General features: G+C 69.4%; 19 protein-coding genes. 13 read left to right on the top strand and 6 right to left on the bottom strand.

Annotated features, from left to right (window positions below):
- Positions 1 to 25: 25 nt before the first annotated feature.
- Both JIX55_RS47685 and JIX55_RS47680 read right to left on the bottom strand, forming a co-directional pair.
- Positions 26 to 451, bottom strand: coding sequence for an ester cyclase (locus JIX55_RS47685; RefSeq protein WP_257561647.1), 426 nt, complete (start codon positions 449 to 451; stop codon positions 26 to 28).
- Positions 438 to 2,042 (bottom strand): BCCT family transporter, encoded by a 1,605-nt coding sequence (locus tag JIX55_RS47680; RefSeq protein ID WP_257561648.1) that lies wholly within the window; start codon positions 2,040 to 2,042, stop codon positions 438 to 440. The genes JIX55_RS47685 and JIX55_RS47680 overlap by 14 nt, the downstream gene beginning before the upstream one ends.
- A 243-nt stretch (positions 2,043 to 2,285) precedes the next feature.
- On the opposite strand from JIX55_RS47680, the gene JIX55_RS47675 reads away from it, so the two are divergent.
- From JIX55_RS47675 to JIX55_RS47625, 11 genes are all read left to right on the top strand, one after another.
- Positions 2,286 to 2,912, top strand: coding sequence for an amino acid synthesis family protein (locus tag JIX55_RS47675; protein WP_257561649.1), 627 nt, complete (start codon positions 2,286 to 2,288; stop codon positions 2,910 to 2,912).
- Positions 2,909 to 3,460: an amino acid synthesis family protein gene (locus JIX55_RS47670; protein ID WP_257561650.1), complete on the top strand. Its 552-nt coding sequence runs from the start codon at positions 2,909 to 2,911 to the stop codon at positions 3,458 to 3,460. Before JIX55_RS47675 ends, JIX55_RS47670 begins: the two co-directional genes overlap by 4 nt.
- Before the next feature lie 6 nt (positions 3,461 to 3,466).
- Positions 3,467 to 4,198 carry an alpha/beta fold hydrolase gene (locus JIX55_RS47665; protein ID WP_257561651.1) on the top strand — a complete coding sequence of 244 codons (732 nt, stop codon included), beginning with the start codon at positions 3,467 to 3,469 and terminating at the stop codon, positions 4,196 to 4,198.
- Complete coding sequence (locus tag JIX55_RS47660; RefSeq protein ID WP_257561652.1) at positions 4,191 to 5,678, top strand: aldehyde dehydrogenase; 1,488 nt, start codon at positions 4,191 to 4,193, stop codon at positions 5,676 to 5,678. Before JIX55_RS47665 ends, JIX55_RS47660 begins: the two co-directional genes overlap by 8 nt.
- A 1-nt stretch (position 5,679) precedes the next feature.
- Complete coding sequence (locus JIX55_RS47655; protein WP_257561653.1) at positions 5,680 to 5,898, top strand: tautomerase family protein; 219 nt, start codon at positions 5,680 to 5,682, stop codon at positions 5,896 to 5,898.
- Positions 5,895 to 6,938: an LLM class flavin-dependent oxidoreductase gene (locus JIX55_RS47650; RefSeq protein WP_257561654.1), complete on the top strand. Its 1,044-nt coding sequence runs from the start codon at positions 5,895 to 5,897 to the stop codon at positions 6,936 to 6,938. Before JIX55_RS47655 ends, JIX55_RS47650 begins: the two co-directional genes overlap by 4 nt.
- Before the next feature lie 662 nt (positions 6,939 to 7,600).
- Positions 7,601 to 8,362, top strand: a complete 762-nt coding sequence (locus JIX55_RS47645) for a DeoR/GlpR family DNA-binding transcription regulator (protein WP_257561655.1) — start codon at positions 7,601 to 7,603, stop codon at positions 8,360 to 8,362.
- An 81-nt stretch (positions 8,363 to 8,443) separates the two neighbouring features.
- Positions 8,444 to 9,799 carry an ABC transporter substrate-binding protein gene (locus JIX55_RS47640; RefSeq protein WP_257561656.1) on the top strand — a complete coding sequence of 452 codons (1,356 nt, stop codon included), beginning with the start codon at positions 8,444 to 8,446 and terminating at the stop codon, positions 9,797 to 9,799.
- Positions 9,800 to 9,878: 79 nt separating this feature from the next.
- Entirely contained in the window at positions 9,879 to 10,838 is a 960-nt protein-coding gene (locus JIX55_RS47635) for a carbohydrate ABC transporter permease (RefSeq protein ID WP_257561657.1), read from the top strand.
- Complete coding sequence (locus tag JIX55_RS47630) at positions 10,835 to 11,719, top strand: carbohydrate ABC transporter permease (protein ID WP_257561658.1); 885 nt, start codon at positions 10,835 to 10,837, stop codon at positions 11,717 to 11,719. The genes JIX55_RS47635 and JIX55_RS47630 overlap by 4 nt, the downstream gene beginning before the upstream one ends.
- Positions 11,716 to 12,705, top strand: coding sequence for a zinc-dependent alcohol dehydrogenase family protein (locus tag JIX55_RS47625; protein WP_257561659.1), 990 nt, complete (start codon positions 11,716 to 11,718; stop codon positions 12,703 to 12,705). The genes JIX55_RS47630 and JIX55_RS47625 overlap by 4 nt, the downstream gene beginning before the upstream one ends.
- A gap of 186 nt (positions 12,706 to 12,891) precedes the next feature.
- Here JIX55_RS47625 and JIX55_RS47620 read toward each other — a convergent pair whose 3' ends face one another.
- The 3 genes from JIX55_RS47620 to JIX55_RS47610 all read right to left on the bottom strand — a co-directional run bounded on the left by JIX55_RS47620 (position 12,892) and on the right by JIX55_RS47610 (position 14,398).
- A complete protein-coding gene (locus tag JIX55_RS47620; protein WP_257561660.1) occupies positions 12,892 to 13,326 on the bottom strand; it encodes a DUF2267 domain-containing protein in 435 nt (144 codons plus the stop codon).
- Between the two features lie 151 nt (positions 13,327 to 13,477).
- Entirely contained in the window at positions 13,478 to 13,873 is a 396-nt protein-coding gene (locus JIX55_RS47615; RefSeq protein WP_257561661.1) for a DUF2267 domain-containing protein, read from the bottom strand.
- A 90-nt stretch (positions 13,874 to 13,963) separates the two neighbouring features.
- Positions 13,964 to 14,398, bottom strand: a complete 435-nt coding sequence (locus JIX55_RS47610) for an Hsp20/alpha crystallin family protein (RefSeq protein WP_257561662.1) — start codon at positions 14,396 to 14,398, stop codon at positions 13,964 to 13,966.
- A gap of 129 nt (positions 14,399 to 14,527) precedes the next feature.
- Between JIX55_RS47610 and JIX55_RS47605 the strand changes: the two genes are divergently transcribed.
- A complete protein-coding gene (locus JIX55_RS47605) occupies positions 14,528 to 15,220 on the top strand; it encodes a type III effector protein (RefSeq protein WP_257561663.1) in 693 nt (230 codons plus the stop codon).
- A gap of 372 nt (positions 15,221 to 15,592) precedes the next feature.
- On the opposite strand, the gene JIX55_RS47600 is transcribed toward JIX55_RS47605, so the two are convergent.
- Positions 15,593 to 16,810 carry an acyl-CoA dehydrogenase family protein gene (locus JIX55_RS47600; protein WP_257561664.1) on the bottom strand — a complete coding sequence of 406 codons (1,218 nt, stop codon included), beginning with the start codon at positions 16,808 to 16,810 and terminating at the stop codon, positions 15,593 to 15,595.
- A gap of 136 nt (positions 16,811 to 16,946) precedes the next feature.
- Between JIX55_RS47600 and JIX55_RS47595 the strand changes: the two genes are divergently transcribed.
- Entirely contained in the window at positions 16,947 to 17,783 is an 837-nt protein-coding gene (locus tag JIX55_RS47595) for an enoyl-CoA hydratase/isomerase family protein (RefSeq protein ID WP_257561665.1), read from the top strand.
- Position 17,784 lies beyond the last annotated feature (1 nt).

Below are 17,784 nucleotides of genomic sequence, written 5' to 3'. Positions count from 1 at the left end.
GGAGCTGCTCCTAGTCATCGTGTCGTCAGTCCTGTCCCACCCGGATGACGCCCAGCGCCGAGAGCAGCGCCCGGGGGTCCCACGTCACGTGTTCCTCGACGATCCGGTCCCCCTCGAAGCGGGCGAACGTGGCGCCGCTGACCTCGATCTGCCGCTTGGTGGGAGGAACACCGAGGAAGGCGTTCTCGTGGTTTCCGCTGCTGTGCCAGCGGATCGCGGCCCTGTCGCCTTCGACCACGATGTCGTCGATGGTCGTGACCAGGTCCGGGAAGGCCGCTCGGGTCGAGACGATCGCGGCCTTGAAGGCGTTCAGGTCCTGCGGGTGCGGGTCCCCGCCGTGGCGGAGGTACGCCGGGCTCAGCAGCGCGTCGAGGGCATCGACGTCCCCCTGGCCCCAGGCCGCGGCCCACACCTTCTCGATGAGCCCACGACGGACGTCAGAGTGCGACATCGAGCTTCTCCTTTCTGTCGGCACGCAGCTCTTTCCAGAAGGACACCGCCAGACCGGCGATGATCGCGAGGAACGGCAGGGACGTCACGATGACGGTGTTCTGAAGGGCGTTCAGTCCGCCGGCGAGCATGAGGACGACGGCGGTGACACCGGTGAGGACACCCCAGAGGACGAGCACCGAACGACGCGGGGTGAGCGATCCGTCCGAGGTCATCATGGACAGCACGTAGGTGTTGGCGTCCGCGCCGGAGACGAAGAACATCACGACCAGGACGATCGCGATCACCGAGGTGGCCCCGGCGAGCGGGAAGTGGTCGAGGGTCGCGAAGAACGCGCTGTTGATGTCGGCCGCGGTCTGCTTGGCGATGTCGCCGTCCTCGAACAGGTCGATGTGGATCGCCGTGCCGCCGAAGACCGTGAACCAGGTGAAGAACACCACGCTGGGCACGGCCAGGACGCCCATGATGAAGCCGCGGATGGTGCGGCCACGCGAGATACGGGCCAGGAAGACACCGACGAAGGCGCCCCAGGAGACCCACCAGGCCATCATGAAATAGGTCCACCACTGCATCCACTCGAGCCCGCCGAACGCCGTGCCCTGCAGGCTCATCCGGAAGAAGTCGGTGGCCCATTGGCCCATGGACTCGATGTACAGGTTCGCGATGAACACGGCCGGGCCGACGATCAGCATGAAGACGAACAGCGCGACCGCCAGCAGCGAACTGCCCTGGCTCAGGAACTTGATGCCCTTGCTGACACCGGTCACCGCCGAGAGCGTGAAGACCGATGTGACGGCGGCGATGATGAGCACCTGGCTCACCGAGTTGACCGGGATTCCGAACAACCTACCGAGACCGTTGTTGACCTGAAGAGCTCCCAGGCCGAGGGATGTCGTGGTGCCGAAGAGCGTCGCGAACACGGCGAGCACGTCGATCGCCTTGCCGATCGGCCCGTTCACGCGGTCACCGAGCAGCGGCACGAACAACTGGCTCACCAGGGTGCGCCGGCCCTTGCGGAACGTCGAGTACGCGATGGCCAGACCGAAGACGGCGAAGATCGCCCAGGCGTGCAGGCCCCAGTCGAAGTAGGAGTACTGCAGGGCGCGCACCGCTGCCGCCGGTGTGTTCGGCTCGGCGAGACCGTGCGGTGGCGTCGCCAGGTGGGAGATCGGTTCGGCGACGCCGTACGAGACAAGTCCGATGCCCATGACCGCGCTGAGAATCATGGCGAACCAGGTGAGCGTCGAGAACTCCGGACGGTCGCTGTCCTTGCCCAGTCGGAGGTCGCCGGCGGGGCTGAAGGCCAGGAACACCAGGAAGACCAGGATGGCGAGCGTGACCACCAGGTAGGACCAGCCGAACGTGGCCGTCACCCAGTTCAACGAGGTGTTCGTGACCTTGTTCAGGTTGTCCGTGAAGAGCACCGCCCAGGCTACGAAGACGGCGGAGACACCGAGCGAGGTCCAGAAGACGGAACCGAGCCTTCCGCCGTCGTCGTGGCCGGCTCCTGTGTCCTCCGCGGTGCTGTCCCCGCTGCTCCCGGACGGCGTCGCGGGCGTCGTTTCCGCGTCCGTTCCAAGGTGACTGGACATGGAACTCCTTGGGTCCGGGGGCCCGATGGCCATCTGGTCTGGCATACAAGAAGCAGTAAGGCACGTCACAGATGGAGCGTCAAGAGTTCCATGGCGCGGAATCATGCCCCCACTTCCAGTGTCACCAATAACCCCAGGTCACATGGATGTGACCGGTCGCGATAGGGAGGTACGCGGGATACGGCGACCCTTCCAGCCGTCCCCCTTGACCCACACCAGAGGCGACGCCTATCGTCCTGTGCCATGCAAGAGCGCATGGATCACCTCGACGAGAGCATCGGTCTCCGCAAGCTCGTGCTCTACCGCGACGTCGTCCTGACCGAGGCGGGCGACGCCCCCGCGCAGCCCGCGCGGCGAGCCAGCGTCGCCGCGGTCATACGGAACCCGTGGGTGGGCACCGGCCCCTCGGCTGATCTGTCCATGGAGCAGGAGCGCATAGCCCCGGTCCTCGCCAGGTTGCTGACCGATCGGCTCGTCGCTTCCCTGGGCGGTGCGGACGAGATCGAATCGTTCGGCAAGGCCGCCATCGTCGGCGCGACCGGCGAGATCGAGCACGCCGGGGCCCTCATCCACACCCCGTACTTCGGCAACCTGGTGAGGGAGTTCCTCCACGGCGAGTCGGTCATCTGCTTCGCCGACACCCGCGCCGAGGCCGGCGAGACGCTGATCGTCCCGCTCTGGCACAAGACGCATGCCGCGACTCGCAGTCACTACCAGACCATCAGCGCCCGTGTTTCCGACGCCCCGCGTGCGGACGAGATCGTCGTCATCGCCGCCGCGTCGACGGGGCCGCGCCCGCACCCCCGCATCGGGGACCGCATGACCGACCCTGTTGTCACCGCCCAAAGCCTGGAGGTTGTTCCCTCATGAACGTCCGCAAGATCGTGACCGTCGTCGAGGAGATCCGCACCGAAGGCGGCCGCGCGGTCGATCGCCCCGCCCGCGTCGCCGTGGTCGCAGCGGTGATCGAGAACCCGTGGGCCGGTCAGGGCTTCGTCGAGGACCTCGCTCCAGGTATCGAAGCGAACGCCTCCGATCTCGGCGCGCTGCTGGCCCCGGCGGTGCTCGACGCACTCGACGCTCCCGCCGAGGCGTACGGCAAGGCGGCCATCGTCGGCCTGGACGGTGAGATCGAGCATGGCTCGGCACTGATCCACACACTCAAGTTCGGCGACCACTTCCGTAAGGCCGCGGGCGCCACCACCCTGCTGCCCGCGGTCGAGAAGCGCGGGCCCGTCGGCATCGTCTTCGACATCCCGCTGAAGCACATCACCGACGCCACGATCCGTTCGCACCACCAGAGCATCGAGGTCCGCATCAGCGACGCCCCCCACCCGAACGAGATCGTCATCGCGCTTGCCGCCGCGGCCCAGGGGCGCCCCCAGCAGCGTCTGGCGCCGCTCTCGACCGAGCAGTAGGTCTTCATGAGCAAGCCGACCGTGGTGCTGCTGCACGGCGTCGGGCTCGACCACACCATGTGGGAGCCCACCGCCGCGCTCCTGGCCGACCGCTTCACCGTGATCACCCCCGACCTGCCGGGCCACGGCACCCGCCCGCCGGTGAGCGACGGGGTGACCCTCGCAGATCTGGCCGACGGGGTGGTCGGTGAGATCCCGGCGGGCTCGCACCTGGTCGGATTCTCGCTGGGCGCCCTGGTCGCCCAGCATGTGGCGCTGCACCGCCCGGAGCTGGTGACCACGCTGACCTCGGTCAGTTCGGTGTGCGAGCGTACGGCCGAGGAGCGGGCGTCCGTACGCGACCGGCTGCGCGCCGCGGAGGCCGACTTCACGGCGAGTGCGGCCGCGTCCCTGAAGCGGTGGTACGCCGGTACGGAGGTCGGCCCCGACCGGGTGGCCCGCACCGAGGCCACACTGCTCTCCAACGACGTCGGGTCCTTCCTCAACTGCTATCGCGTGTTCGCCACGGCGGACGCCGACATCGCACCGGACCTGCCCGCCATCGCCGTACGCGCGCTGGCGGTGACCGGCGAGAACGATCCCGGGTCCACCCCCGAGATGACCCACCGGCTCGCCGCGGCGCTTCCCGACTGCCGTGCGGAGGTCATCCCCCAGGCGCGTCACATGCTGCCCGTCGAGCGCCCCGAGGCGTTCGTCGACTCCCTCACCACCTTCATCGGAGAGTGCGCACATGTCTGAGCTCACCACGTTGCGGCACTTCATCGGCGGGACGTGGGTCGAGCCCGCGTCGGGCGAGTACTTCGAGAGCACGAACCCGGCCACCCGCGAGGTCCTCTACCGGGCAGCACGTGGGGACGCCACCGACATCGAGCGAGCTGTGACCGCCGCGAGGCAGGCCTTCGAGGACCCGCGCTGGCGCGACCTCAGTCAGACACGACGCGGACACCTGCTGCGCCGCCTCGGGGATCTGATCGCCGAGAACGCCGAAGACCTGGCCCGCATGGAGACGCAGGACAACGGCAAACTGCTGCGCGAGATGCGCGGGCAGCTGGCCACCTTGCCGGAGTATTACTACTACTACGCCGGGCTGGCCGACAAGATCCACGGCGACTTCATCCCCACCTCCGACCGGCGAGTGCTCAACTACACAGCCCGGGAGCCCCTCGGTGTGGTCGGAGCGATCACGCCCTGGAATTCTCCGCTGACGCTGACCAGCAGCAAACTGGCGCCCGCGCTCTGCGCCGGCAACACCGTCGTGATCAAGCCCTCGGAGTACACCTCGGCGACGGTGCTCAAGCTCGCCGACCTGGCCATCGAGGCGGGCTTCCCGCCGGGTGCGGTGAACGTCGTCACCGGGTTCGGCGCCGAGGCCGGGCAGGCCCTGGTCGACCACCGCGACCTCGCGAAGATCTCCTTCACCGGCAGCACCGCCACCGGGGCACGCATCGCCGCCGCGACGGCGAGCCGTTTCATCGGCTCCACGCTCGAACTCGGCGGCAAGTCTCCCAACATCGTTTTCGAGGACGCGAACATCCCGAACGCCGCGATGGGCGTCGTCGCCGGCATCTTCGCCGCCGCCGGACAGACCTGCATCGCCGGCAGCCGGGTGTTCGCGCACAGGTCCGTCTACGACGAACTTCTCGAACGAGTCACGGAACGCGCCAGGACCATCGTCATCGGCGATCCCCTGGACGAGAAGACCGAGCTCGGCCCGTTGGCCTTCGAAGGCCAACGCGACAAGGTCGCCGGGTACGTCGACCTCGGGCGCGGCGAAGGCGCCCGGGTGCTGACCGGTGGACGTGCCACCGACGGCGGCCTCGGCGGCTACTTCTACGAGCCGACCGTCCTCGTGGACGTCGACAACAGCATGCGCGTCGTACGCGAGGAGATCTTCGGCCCCGTCCTGGCGATCATGCCGTTCGACACCGAGGAGGAGGCCGTACGTCTGGCGAACGACACCGAGTACGGTCTCGCGGCCGGCGTGTGGACGACGAACCTCGCACGGGCGCACCGGATGGCGGCGCGCCTGGATGCCGGGACCGTGTGGGTCAACACCTACCGGGCCATGTCCCCGATGTCACCGCGTCAGGGCTTCAAGAGCAGCGGCGTGGGCGTCGAGCACGGCACCGAGACGATTCTGGAGTACACGCGGCTCAAGAGTGTCTGGATCAACACCAGCGAGGAGCCCGTGGCCGACCCGTTCACCATGCGGAGCTGACATGCCACAGGTTTCCATCACCCTCGCCGAGGGCCGCACGCCGGCGCAGCTCCGGGACTTGATCCACGAGGTGCACGCCGCGGTCCTGCGCACTGTGAACACACGGCCCGAGTACATCCGGGTCGTCGTCCACGAGGTCCCCAGGACGCACTGGGCCACCGGTGACGTCACCCTCGCCGAGATGGACGCCGCCACAGCACAAGCGGAGGAGCAGTCATGAGGTTTTCGTTGTTCGTGCACATGGAGCGCTGGGACGCGGAGGTCAGCCACCGGCAGCTCTTCGAGAACCTCTCCGAGCTGGCTCTGATGGCCGAGGCCGGCGGGTTCGGCACCGTGTGGATCGGGGAGCACCACGCGATGGAGTACACGATCTCCCCCAGCCCGATGCCGCTGCTCGCCCACCTGTCCGCGAAGACCTCGACGATCCGCCTGGGCGCGGGGACCATCATCGCCCCGTTCTGGCACCCGCTCAGGGTCGCCGGTGAATGCGCGCTGCTCGACGTCATCAGCAACGGCCGGATGGAGGTCGGACTCGCGCGGGGTGCCTACCAGTTCGAGTTCGACCGGCTGGCGGGCGGGCTGCCGGCCGCCGACGGCGGAAAGCACCTGCGTGAGCTCGTGCCGGCCGTCCGGGCGCTCTGGCGGGGCGACTACGCCCACGACGGTGAGATCTGGCAGTTCCCGACGTCGACCAGCGTGCCCAAGCCGGTGCAGCAGCCCGCCCCGCCCATGTGGATCGCCGCGCGCGACCCCGCCTCCCACGACTTCGCGGTGGCGCAGGGCTGCAATGTCATGGTCACCCCGTTGATGAAGGGCGACGAGGAAGTCGTCGACCTCAAGCGGAAGTTCGACACCGCCGTGGCGAACCATCCAGAAGTGCCGCGTCCCGACCTGATGGTGCTGCGGCACACGCATGTCCACTCCCCTGACGAGCCCGACGGCTGGCGCCCGGCCGCGGAGGCGATCAACCGCTTCTACCGCACCTTCGACGCCTGGTTCGGCAACAAGACCACCCCGCAGAACGGGTTCCTGCCGCCCAGCCCGGAGTCGAAGTTCGAGGGCCGTCCGGAGTTCCAGCCGGAGTCGCTGCGCGAGACCGCGATGATCGGCACCCCGGCCGCGGTCATCGAGCGACTGCGCGCCTATGAGGAACTCGGCGTCGACGAGTACAGCTTCTGGATCGACAACGGCATGTCGCACGAGGCGAAGCGCAAGTCCCTGGAGCTGTTCATCAAGGAAGTCGTCCCGGCCTTCCAGTAAGCCGAGATGCCCGGCGAAGCCGTTGCGCTGGAGCGGATGCCGCCCCGCGGCTGCGGCCGGATGTACCCGGGCCGGATCATGTCGGCGTGGAACGGCATCGTCGGCAGCTCGTTCTCCGTGCGGCCCTCGACCCTGCCCTACCCCTACCCCTGCCCCTGCCCCTGCCCCTGCCCCTGCCCCCACATGGAACGGCCCGCCTCATGGAACGGCCCGCCTCCGTGCCGTCGGTCCCCTCTCCCTGCCCGACGTGATGCCGTCCACCGTACGACCCTGCTCACAGCCCTGGGAGCCCGTGCCGATCCCCCGTGGCAATGCCCCCACGCAGGCTGAGCGCACGGGTTCGGCACTCGCTCCGATCACCGCTGCGAGTGCCGGAACCTGGGCCGGTGTCCGGATCCGTCCGGGGAAACGGGCAGCGAACGGGCACGCCCGGCGGGCGAGCGGGCAGCGGCCTCCCGCGCATGGAGCCCCTCCACCGCATCGTCCTGGGCCTGTGGGCTTCGGAGAACGGGCACATTCGGTCATGAAGTGCTCTACGGCGAACCTGGTCAGCAGGGCGGCTGACTTGTAGAAATTGCCTCAGGGCCCGAACGGGCAGGGCTCCGGGAAACAGCCGACGCAGGCCGGCAGAACATGCGGAGCCGTGAAACGGAGGTGTCGCCGTGGACGCCGATGAACGCAGACGTGGAATCCTTGAAACGGCACGCCGTACCGGATCCGTGGATGTCGGAAAGCTCGCCGCCGACCTCGGGGTCTCCAAGGAGACCGTGCGGCGCGATCTGAACGTACTGGAGGAGCACGGGCTGGTCCGGCGTACCCATGGCGGTGCCCATCCCGTGGAGAGCGCGGGCTTCGAGACCACGCTCGCCTTCCGTACCACCATGCACGTCCCGGAGAAGTCCCGGATCGCGGTCGCCGCGGCCGGACTGCTCGGGGACGCCGAGACCATCTACATCGACGAGGGCTACACCCCGCAGCTCATCGCCGCCGCTCTCCCCCGCGACCGCCCACTGACCGTGGTCACCTCCTCGCTGGCCACCGCGGGCGACCTGGCTTCCGCCGAGAACATCACCGTGCTGCTGCTCGGGGGCCGGGTGCGCGGCGGGACCCTGGCCACGGTCGACCACTGGGCGACCCACATGCTGTCCGGCTTCGTCATCGACCTGGCGTACGTCGGCGCGAACGGCATCTCCCGCGAGTACGGACTCACCACCCCCGATCCCGCGGTCAGCGAGGTGAAGGCCGAGGTCATGCGGGTCACCAGACGCCGAATATTCTCGGGCGTCCACACGAAGTTCGGCGCCGTGAGCTTCTGCCGATTCGCGAATGTCACGGATTTCGAGGCCATCGTCACCGACGCGGGGCTGCCCGCCGCGGAGGCCCACCGCTACTCACTGCTGGGTCCCCAGGTCATCCAGGCCTGAGCCGCAGTACCTCTCCATGTCCCACCCCCGCAAGGCCGGGGGCCTGGTTCCCCATGCCCTCGAACATCCTCTGGAGCAGTCATGCGCACACGAAGAATGACCCATGTCCTCGTCACGGCCACGGCCGCGGGCTCGTTGCTGGTCGCCTGCAGCGGAGCGGGTGGCTCCACCGGCTCCGGCGGCGACGGGGAGAGCATCAATGTGCTGATGGTCGGCAATCCGCAGATGGAGGACATCGCGGAACTGACGAAGAGCACGTTCACCAAGGACACCGGCATCAAGGTCAACTTCACGATCCTTCCCGAGAACGAGCTGCGCGACAAGGTCACCCAGGACATCGCCACCCAGGCCGGTCAGTACGACGTCGCCACCGTCGGCGCCTATGAGGTGCCCGTCTGGCACGAGAACGGCTGGCTGCACGAGCTGGACTCCTACGCCGACAAGGACTCCGCCTTCGACAAGGGCGACCTGCTGAAGCCCATGGTGCAGTCCCTCTCCGGCGCGGACGGCAAGATGTACGCCCTGCCGTTCTACGGGGAGTCCTCCTTCCTCATGTACAACAAGGAGGTCCTGGCGGAGAAGGGCATCACGATGCCCGAGCGGCCGACCTGGCAGCAGGTCGCCGACGCCGCCGCCAAGGTCGACGGCGCCCGTCCGGGGATGAAGGGCATCTGCCTGCGCGGCCTGCCGGGCTGGGGTGAGCTCGGCGCGCCGCTGACGACGATGGTCAACACCTTCGGCGGCACCTGGTTCACCGAGGACTGGAAGGCGCAGGTCAACAGCGCCAAGTTCAAGGAGGCCACGAACTTCTACGTCGACCTGGTGCGCAAGCATGGTGAGGCGGGTGCCCCACAGGCCGGGTTCACCGAGTGCCTGAACGCCATGGGCCAGGGCAAGGTCGCGATGTGGTACGACGCGACCAGCGCGGCCGGATCGCTGGAGGACCCCAAGTCCAGCAAGATCGCCGGCAAGGTCGGTTACGCCTACGCGCCGGTGGTGGAGACCAAGAGCAGCGGCTGGCTGTGGACATGGGCGTGGGCCATGCCGAAGACCACGAAGAAGGCAGATGCCGCCTCGAAGTTCATGCTGTGGGCGTCCAGCAAGAAGTACGAGAACCTCGTGGGCGAGAAGCTGGGCTGGGCGCGGGTCCCGGCCGGCAAGCGGGCCAGCACCTATGAGATCCCCGAGTACGAGAAGGCCGCCGCGGCCTTCGGCGACATCACCCTGAAGTCCATCCAGGAGGCCGACCCCACCAACCCGGGCGTCCAGCCCAGGCCCACGGTGGGCATCCAGTTCGTGGCCGTCCCCGAGTTCCAGGACCTCGGGACCAAGGTGACCCAGGAGATCTCCGCGGCAATCGCCGACCAGACCAGCGTCGACAAGGCGCTGAACGACGGCCAGAAGCTCGCCGAGGAAGTCGCCGCGAAGCACCAGTGACCCGGAAGTGCCCGGCCGGCCTCATGCGCCGGCCGGGCACCCGACCACGACCCGGCCGTCACCGGCCAAGGGAACCCTCATGACCACGCTCATCGAACCATCCAGGACGGCACCACCTCGCGTGCGCCCACACACGTCCACCGCCATCAGCAAGTGGCGGCGGCGCGGTCCGCTGCTCCCGGCGCTGATCTTCACCGTCGTCGTCACACAGTTGCCCTTCGTGGCCACCCTCGTCATCTCCACCTTCCAGTGGAACATCCTGCAACCGGCCGACAGGCACTTCACCGGCCTGTCCAACTACGGGATCGTCTTCACCGACGGGCGACTGCGCGCGGCGGTGCTCAACACCGTCGTGCTCACCGCGTCGGTGGTCGTCATCAGCGTGGTCCTCGGTCTGGCTCTGGCGCTGCTGCTCGACCGCAGGTTCCCCGGCCGGGGCCTGGCACGCACGCTGCTCATCGCCCCGTTCCTCGTCATGCCGGTCGCGGCGGCGCTGCTGTGGAAGCACGCCATCTACAACCCCGACTACGGACTGCTCAACGGCACCCTCAACGCCGTCTACCAGTTCTTCGGCGCGGACCACGGCCCCACGATCGACTGGGTGTCGAACTTCCCCATGCCGGCCGTCGTGCTGTCCCTGGTGTGGCAGTGGACGCCGTTCATGATGCTGATCCTCCTGGCCGGCCTGCAGGCGCAGCCCGGCGACGTCCTGGAGGCCGCCCGCGTCGACGGGGCCTCGGCGCTGCAGACCTTCCGCCACATCACGCTGCCGCACCTGCGCCAGTACATCGAGCTGGGCGTCCTGCTCGGCACGATCTACGTCGTGCAGACCTTCGACGCGGTCTACACCATCACCCAGGGCGGCCCTGGCAAGCAGACCACCAACCTGCCCTACGAGATCTACCTGACCATGTTCCGCAAGTACGAGTACGGCGAGGCGGCCGCCGCCGGTGTCGTCGTCGTCCTCGGCTCGATCGTGATCGCGACCTTCGCGCTGCGGACCATCGCGTCGCTGTTCCGCGAGGAGGTGTCCCGATGACCGCGTACGCGGCAACCGCCCCTGGGGCGAGGCTGAAGAAGCTTCTGCGTCGGCGCGACGACCACGGCGGCGCGCCACGGCTCTCTCCCCTGTGGACCTTCGTCGCCTGGCTCGCCACGCTGGCGTTCTTCGCGCCGGTGGCGTGGATGGTGCTCACCTCCTTCCACCAGGAGGCGGACGCGGCGACCAACCCGCCCACCCCCTTCGCCCCGTTCACCTTCGAGCAGTACGAGACACTGTTCGGCCGGAACATCACCCCCTTCCTCCTCAACTCGGCCATGGCCAGCGTCATTTCGACGCTCCTCGTCCTCGCCCTCGCGGTTCCGGCGGCCTACGCGCTGTCCATCAAGCCGGTCGAGAAGTGGACCGACGTGATGTTCTTCTTCCTCTCCACCAAGTTCCTCCCGGCGATCGCCGCCCTCCTGCCGATCTACCTGATCGTCAAGGACGTCGGGATGCTCGACAACGTGTGGACGCTCGTCATCCTCTACACCGCCATGGACCTCCCGATCGCGGTGTGGATGATGCGTTCCTTCCTCGCCGAGGTCCCCAAGGAGATCCTGGAGGCGGCCGAGGTCGACGGCGCGGGCCTGCTCACCGTGTTGTGGCGGGTCGTCGCACCGGTCGCCATGCCCGGACTCGCCGCCACCTCGCTCATCTGCTTCATCTTCAGCTGGAACGAATTCCTTTTCGCCGTCAACCTCACCGCGACCACGGCATCGACCGCGCCGGTCTTCCTCGTCGGCTTCATCACCAACGAGGGCCTCTTCCTCGCCCGGCTCTGCGCCGCCGCCACGCTGGTCTCGCTGCCGGTCCTCATCGCCGGTTTCGCCGCCCAGGACAAACTGGTCCGCGGCCTGTCCCTAGGAGCAGTCAAGTGAAAGCCGCTGTCATCGAAGCCCCCGGCAAGGTCACCGTCGCCACGGTGCCCGACCCCACTCCCGGGCCGCGCGAGGTCGTGGTCGATGTGGCGGCCTGCGGACTGTGCGGGACCGATCTGCACATCCTGCAGGGCGAGTTCGCACCGACTCTGCCGGTCGTGCCGGGCCACGAGTTCGCCGGGGAGGTCGTGGGCCTCGGCAGCGAGGTCACCGAACTCGCGATCGGCGACCGGGTCGCCGTGGACCCCTCGCTCTACTGCAACGAGTGCCGCTACTGCCGGGTCGGACGCAACAACCTCTGCGACCGGTGGGCGGCGATCGGCGTGACCGTGGCGGGTGGGGCCGCCGAGTTCGCCGTGGCGCCCGTCGCCAACTGTGTACGGCTGCCGGACCATGTGGACGTCCAGGACGCGGCGCTGATCGAGCCGCTGTCCTGCGCCGTGCGCGGCTACGACGTGCTCAGCGCCAGGATGGGCTCCCATGTGCTGATCTACGGCACCGGCACGATGGGCCTGATGATGCTGGAGCTGGCCAAGCGCACCGGCGCCTCCTCGGTGGATGTCGTGGACGTCAACCCGGAACGGCTGGCGACGGCCCAGAAGCTGGGCTGTTCACAGGCGGCGCTCTCCGCCGAGGAGTTGGGGCGGACGGGCGGCTGGGACGTGGTCATCGACGCGACCGGCAACGCCGCCGCCATCCAGGACGGCCTCGAACGCGTCGCCAAGGCCGGAACATTCCTTCAGTTCGGCGTCTCCGACTACGCGACAACGGCCACCATTTCGCCGTACCGCATCTACAACCAGGAGATCACCATCACCGGCTCCATGGCGGTGCTGCACAGCTTCGAGCGCGCTGCGGAACTGTTCGGCACCGGGGTGCTCGATCCGCAGGTGTTCATCAGCGACCGGCTGCCGCTCGCGCAGTATCCGCAAGCACTGGACCAGTTCGCCGCCGGCCAGGGACGCAAGATCATCGTGCTGCCCTGACCTCGACACCGTCGCGTTTGTGCTGTGAGTCGTACGTCAAGCCCTGGTGAAAGGCGCAACGGGACGTCCTGATGGATCAACTTGTGCTGAGCAAGACGATCAACGGGAGTCCCGTTGCGGGAGAAGGTTGCGGTCGCGTGCGGATGCGGTGTCACCGTTCCGGAGCCGTGGACCTTTTCGCGCGCGTCAGGCCGCCTGGGTGAGTTCGGCGCGGCCGAACAGCAGGGCGTGGCCGGAGGGGAGTTGGGCGAGGACACGGCTGAGGAGTTCCTCGCCGGCGAGCCGGGCCACGGTGCGCAGGACGGTACCGGCGTCCCAGCGGGTGGTGGCCGCCGTGCCGCCGGTGCGGGACGCCAGGTCCTTGACGAAGCCCCAGCCGGTGAGGGGTTCGGCGGCGGGGGCCTCTGATGTGAAGATGACGGCGGCCTCGTGCGGCAGCCTGGCCGCGAGCTCCATCCGCTCGCCGCCCGTCAGCTGGCGCCCGAAGGCGGCGAGCACGGCGCGCACGGCCTCCTCGGCCCGTGCGCGGGTGGGGTACGCGCCTTCGTACCGCACTCTTTCCAGCATCTGCTCGAACGTCATGCCCACGGTGTGCCGGCACGGCTCTTGCAGGGAAGACATCGGTGACGCGGTTTCCTTTCTCGTCTGAGGTGGGTCGCGCAGCGGAGGCCGGGGCCGCCGGCTTCCGGTCTCGCTCGGTCGCTCGGTCGCTCGGTCGCTCGCTCGGTCGCTCGGTCGGTCGGTCGGATGAAGGTTGTCGCTGGCTCCTGGCCTATACGCGCTTCGGGTAGCCGAACAGCAGGTCGTAACCCGCCGGGAGCTGGAGCAGGATGCGCCGGGTGAGCTCTTCGCCCGCGGCGTCCGCGGCGACGCTGAGCACAGCACCGACGTCCCAGGCCGCGGTCTGTTCCGTGGCTCCCTCGATCCACGCCGCGGTGGCCCGTACGAACCGCTCGGGGGAGAGCGGCTCGCGTGCCTGGAGCGGGTTGAGCAGGACGAGGGCCATCTCCTCCGGCAGCCGGGCCGCCAGCTCCGCCCGTACCTCGCCCACGAGATGTGCGCCCAGCAGCGCCAGCACCGTGCGGGCCGCCCGCTCGGCTTCCTCGGTGTTCTTGTACTCGCCGCGTTCCTGGACCTGGTCCAGCAACGCCTCCCATCGCATGGCCATCGCTACTCCCTCGTGTGTGGGGCGGCGAGGGGAGGACGGGGACGGCCGTAGGGGGCCGTCCCCTCGTCTCCGTCGCGGCTGGGAGGGGACTCAGCCGCTGATCTCCTTGTGCGCGGAGCCGCCGCCGATGGCGACCTTGCGGGGCTTGGCGCGCTCGGCGATCGGGATACGCAGGGTCAGCACGCCCGCGTCGTAGTCCGCCTTGATGTGCTCGGTGTCCAGGGTGTCGGCCAGCACGACCTGGCGGGAGAAGACGCCCAGAGGCCGCTCGGAGAGTTCCATCTGCACGTCGTCCGCCTTGGTGACGGGCCGGCGCTCGGCCTTGACGGTCAGCATGTTCCGCTCGACGTCGATGTCGATCGCGTCCGGGGAAACGCCGGGCAGGTCGAGGGCGATCACATACTCCTCGCCCTCACGGTAGGCGTCCATCGGCATCGCCGACGGCCGCGACCAGGTGCCGGTCGTGTTCAGGAGCTGCTGGGTGAGGCGATCGAGCTCACGGAACGGGTCGGTGCGCATCAACATCGTGAAACACCTCCAGTGTTCGGGTCAGGCACGTTCCTGCCAATGCGGTTCACCTGCTCTCGTTGTAACATGTCATCGAAGTGATGACAAGTTGGAAGTCGTCGAAATGATGACAGTGCTGGAGGGTTCATGACCATCGCCGATCAGCCCGCCCCCCGCCCCCGCGACCTCACCCCCACGTCCTTCCTCGCCGCCGCGGCGCTGACCACCATCAACGAGGCCCTGCGCACCGCCCGGACACCGCGGGACGCAGAGCAGCCCGAACCCGCCCAGGCCGGCTCGCGGCAGGCACTCGCCGCGCTCCTGCTGCTCCGCGAGGTGCGCGATCAGCTCGCCGAATGGGAACCGGACCTGATCGAAGAAGCCCGGGAGGCCGGCGCCAGCTGGGCCGACCTCGCCCACCCCCTCGGCGTCTCCAGCCGCCAGGCCGCCGAACGCCGCTACCTGCGCGTGCGGCCCGGAAACCCGGGGTCCACGGGTGAACAGCGGGTGCGGGCCACCCGCGACCGCCGCGCCGCCGACCGCACTGTCACCGCCTGGGCCCGCGCCAACGCCGCGGACCTGCGCCAACTCGCCGGCCAGATCACCGCGCTCGCCGACCTCCCCGCCGCCGCCCGCACCCCGCTCGTCGAGCTCACCGCCGCCCTCGCCGACAACGACGCCGCCGTCCTCCTCGGCCCTCTGGCGGACACGCACACGTACCTGGCGTCCGGCCACCCCGATCTCGCGGCGCGCGTGGACGACATCGCCCGCCACACCGCCCGACTCCGCCGGCACAGCGGCGAGCAGCGCCGAGAACCCCGGAAGCCGCCGGGCCCTTGAACACGGCCGACGGCGACACGGCCGCCTCGATCCGCGTCCCCGCCCGGCAGTCACCGCCGTGGCGACACTCGATGTGGAGTCGGACCGCCGGCACATAGCCAGAACGCGTGAGGGCCTGCCTCCGACGGCATCGGCACCTGGCCGCGATCGCGGGGCGGGATGGGATGGGGCCAGGGAACGCCGCCGGATCGCAGGCAGCGGGATGACACGGTCAACGGCGCCGCGCCCTCGGTCAGCGCGGCCCTCCGCGTGATCGGCGCGGCCGCACCAGCCGGTTCGGGCGGCCGGGCACGGTCCCAGGCGCACGCAGTGGCGCGGTCGCGGATGCTGATTCCGGGCGAGACGGGCCCGGAACGCCTCCCGCGTCCGCCATCAGCCGTCGGCGACACCCGTGCGTGGCTGCCGGTAGGGCCGCACCGCGCGGCGCGCTATGGCGAAACGGTGCGTCTCCGACGGGCCGTCGTAGATGCGGAACGGCCGCACCTCCCTGTACAGACGGGCCAGCGGGGCGTCGGCGGCCGAGATGCCGAGGGCTCCGCAGATCTGCACCGCCCGGTCGACCACTCGGTTCACCGCCTCCGCCACGAAGGTCTTGGACACCGAGGTGAGCTGTGCGGCGGCTGCGGAGCCGGTGTCCAGCTCCCAGGCGGTACGCAGGATCAGGGCGCGGCTCGCCTCGATGTCGATCTCGGAGTCGGCCAGCATCTGCTGGACCATGCCGAGGTCTCCCAGGGCCGAGCCGAACGCCATCCGGCTGCCTGCCCGTTCCAGCGCGACATCCTGGGCACGGCGGGCCGCTCCCAGCCAGCGCATGCAGTGGGTCATCCGGGCGGGGCCGAGCCGGACCTGGGCGCCTTCGAAGCCGCGGTCCACCGCACCGAGCACCTGCTGCTCGCCCACCACGCACTCGTCGAAGACGATCTCGCTGTGCCCGGCGAAGAGCGACTCGTCCAGCGTCTCGATGTCGCGGACGAGGCGCATGCCGGGATTGTCGGCGTCGACCAGGAACATGGTGGCGCCGCCAGGGTCGCCGGGGCTGCCGGAGGTCCGGGCCATGACGATGGCGAAGCCCGCCCCGTGGGCACCGGTGATGAACCACTTGCGTCCGTCGATGCGCCAGCCGCCGGGAACCCGGGTCGCGGTGGTCCGCAGGGAGCGGGGATCGGCGCCCGCTCCCGGAGCGGGTTCGGTCATGGCGAAGCACGACCGTGTCTCGCCCGCGGCGAGCGGACGCAGATACGTCTGCTTCTGTTCGTCGGTGGCCACCTTCTCCAGCAGGTGCATGTTGCCCTCGTCGGGGGCCGCGCAGTTCAGCGCCAGCGGTCCGAGCAGCGAGTAGCCCGCCGCTTCGAACACCACCGCCTGCCCGCGCAGGTCCAGTCCGTGTCCGCCCCACCGGGTCGGTACGTGCGGAGCGAACACGCCCGCGTCACGGGCGGCTTTCTGCAGGGTTTCCCGCACCGCCTCGGGGGCGTCGTGGACGGACCCGCCGCACTCACGCTCGGCCGGAATGACCACCTCGCGCACGAACTCGGCGGTGGATGCGGCGAGTTGAGCGACAGTCGGATCGACATCGAACTGGATGGGCACGGGGCCTCCCGACGACGGGCGTACGGGCATCGGCTCCCGTCGCGTTCTAGAAACTGTATAGCGTCTTCAGTATCTTGCCGGGAAGGACCCGGGACGGGAAGCACCCTGCGACGGGCAGACGACAGGAGACACACCCATGAGCCTCCCCGAGCGCACCGAGCCGGTCCGGATCGTCCGCCACCCCGGCGGGGTCGTCGAGCTGCGACTGGACGATCCGGGGCGGGGCAACGCCTTGGACCTCAGGACGGCCGAGGCGCTGCGGGACAGCGCCTCGGAGGTGGCCGCGGACCCGGGCGGCGCGGTCCTGCTGCGGGCGGCGGGCGGCAGCTTCTGCGTGGGCGGCGACCTGCGCGCATTCGCCGGTCGCGGCACGGAGACCGGCGCCTACGTGCACGCCGTGGCGAGCGCCGCGCACGCCGCGATACAGGCCCTGCACGACCTGCCCGTGCCCTTGGTGACCGCTGTGCGCGGCGCGGCCGCGGGTGGCGGGATCGGTCTCGCCCTCGTGGGTGACCTGGTGCTGGCGGCCCGGTCGGCGCGGTTCCGGCTGGCGTACACGGCGATCGGGCTCACGCCGGACTGCGGGGCCTCGTGGTTCCTGCCGCGCCTGGCGGGCCCCCGCAGGGCGGCGGACCTGATCCTGACCAATCGGGTCCTGACCGGCGACGACGCCGAACGGTGGGGACTGGTCTCCCGGTGCGTGGACGACGAGGAACTGGACGACGCGGCGCACCGGGCCGCGGCGGATCTGGCCGCCGGTTCCGGTGCCGCGCTGCGCGCCGCGAAGGGTTTGCTGCGCGTCGGCGCCGGTGACGAGCTGCGCCGTCACCTCGCCGAAGAGGCGCGGTCGATCGCCGCCCTCGCGGACGGCCGGGAGGCACAGGAGCGCATGGCGTCGTTTCTCGCCGCGCGAGGCCGCCCGAAGGCGGGCGACGGCCGGGCCCCGGCCAAGGAATCGGAAAGTGTTTCTTGAG

This window comes from Streptomyces sp. DSM 40750, from assembly GCF_024612035.1.
Lineage (GTDB): Bacteria > Actinomycetota > Actinomycetes > Streptomycetales > Streptomycetaceae > Streptomyces.
Note: the sequence above shows the minus strand (reverse complement) of the source record. Positions and strands in the feature narration are given on the sequence as shown.

Coding starts and splice junctions, on each gene's coding strand:
- JIX55_RS47650 (WP_257561654.1), top strand. CDS start 5,895: ATGAGGTTTTCGTTGTTCGTGCACATGGAGCGCTGGGACGCGGAGGTC.
- JIX55_RS47620 (WP_257561660.1), bottom strand. CDS start 13,326: ATGTCTTCCCTGCAAGAGCCGTGCCGGCACACCGTGGGCATGACGTTC.
- JIX55_RS47670 (WP_257561650.1), top strand. CDS start 2,909: ATGAACGTCCGCAAGATCGTGACCGTCGTCGAGGAGATCCGCACCGAA.
- JIX55_RS47610 (WP_257561662.1), bottom strand. CDS start 14,398: ATGTTGATGCGCACCGACCCGTTCCGTGAGCTCGATCGCCTCACCCAG.
- JIX55_RS47635 (WP_257561657.1), top strand. CDS start 9,879: ATGACCACGCTCATCGAACCATCCAGGACGGCACCACCTCGCGTGCGC.
- JIX55_RS47685 (WP_257561647.1), bottom strand. CDS start 451: ATGTCGCACTCTGACGTCCGTCGTGGGCTCATCGAGAAGGTGTGGGCC.
- JIX55_RS47605 (WP_257561663.1), top strand. CDS start 14,528: ATGACCATCGCCGATCAGCCCGCCCCCCGCCCCCGCGACCTCACCCCC.
- JIX55_RS47680 (WP_257561648.1), bottom strand. CDS start 2,042: ATGTCCAGTCACCTTGGAACGGACGCGGAAACGACGCCCGCGACGCCG.
- JIX55_RS47665 (WP_257561651.1), top strand. CDS start 3,467: ATGAGCAAGCCGACCGTGGTGCTGCTGCACGGCGTCGGGCTCGACCAC.
- JIX55_RS47655 (WP_257561653.1), top strand. CDS start 5,680: ATGCCACAGGTTTCCATCACCCTCGCCGAGGGCCGCACGCCGGCGCAG.
- JIX55_RS47595 (WP_257561665.1), top strand. CDS start 16,947: ATGAGCCTCCCCGAGCGCACCGAGCCGGTCCGGATCGTCCGCCACCCC.
- JIX55_RS47630 (WP_257561658.1), top strand. CDS start 10,835: ATGACCGCGTACGCGGCAACCGCCCCTGGGGCGAGGCTGAAGAAGCTT.
- JIX55_RS47675 (WP_257561649.1), top strand. CDS start 2,286: ATGCAAGAGCGCATGGATCACCTCGACGAGAGCATCGGTCTCCGCAAG.
- JIX55_RS47615 (WP_257561661.1), bottom strand. CDS start 13,873: ATGGCCATGCGATGGGAGGCGTTGCTGGACCAGGTCCAGGAACGCGGC.
- JIX55_RS47640 (WP_257561656.1), top strand. CDS start 8,444: ATGCGCACACGAAGAATGACCCATGTCCTCGTCACGGCCACGGCCGCG.
- JIX55_RS47660 (WP_257561652.1), top strand. CDS start 4,191: ATGTCTGAGCTCACCACGTTGCGGCACTTCATCGGCGGGACGTGGGTC.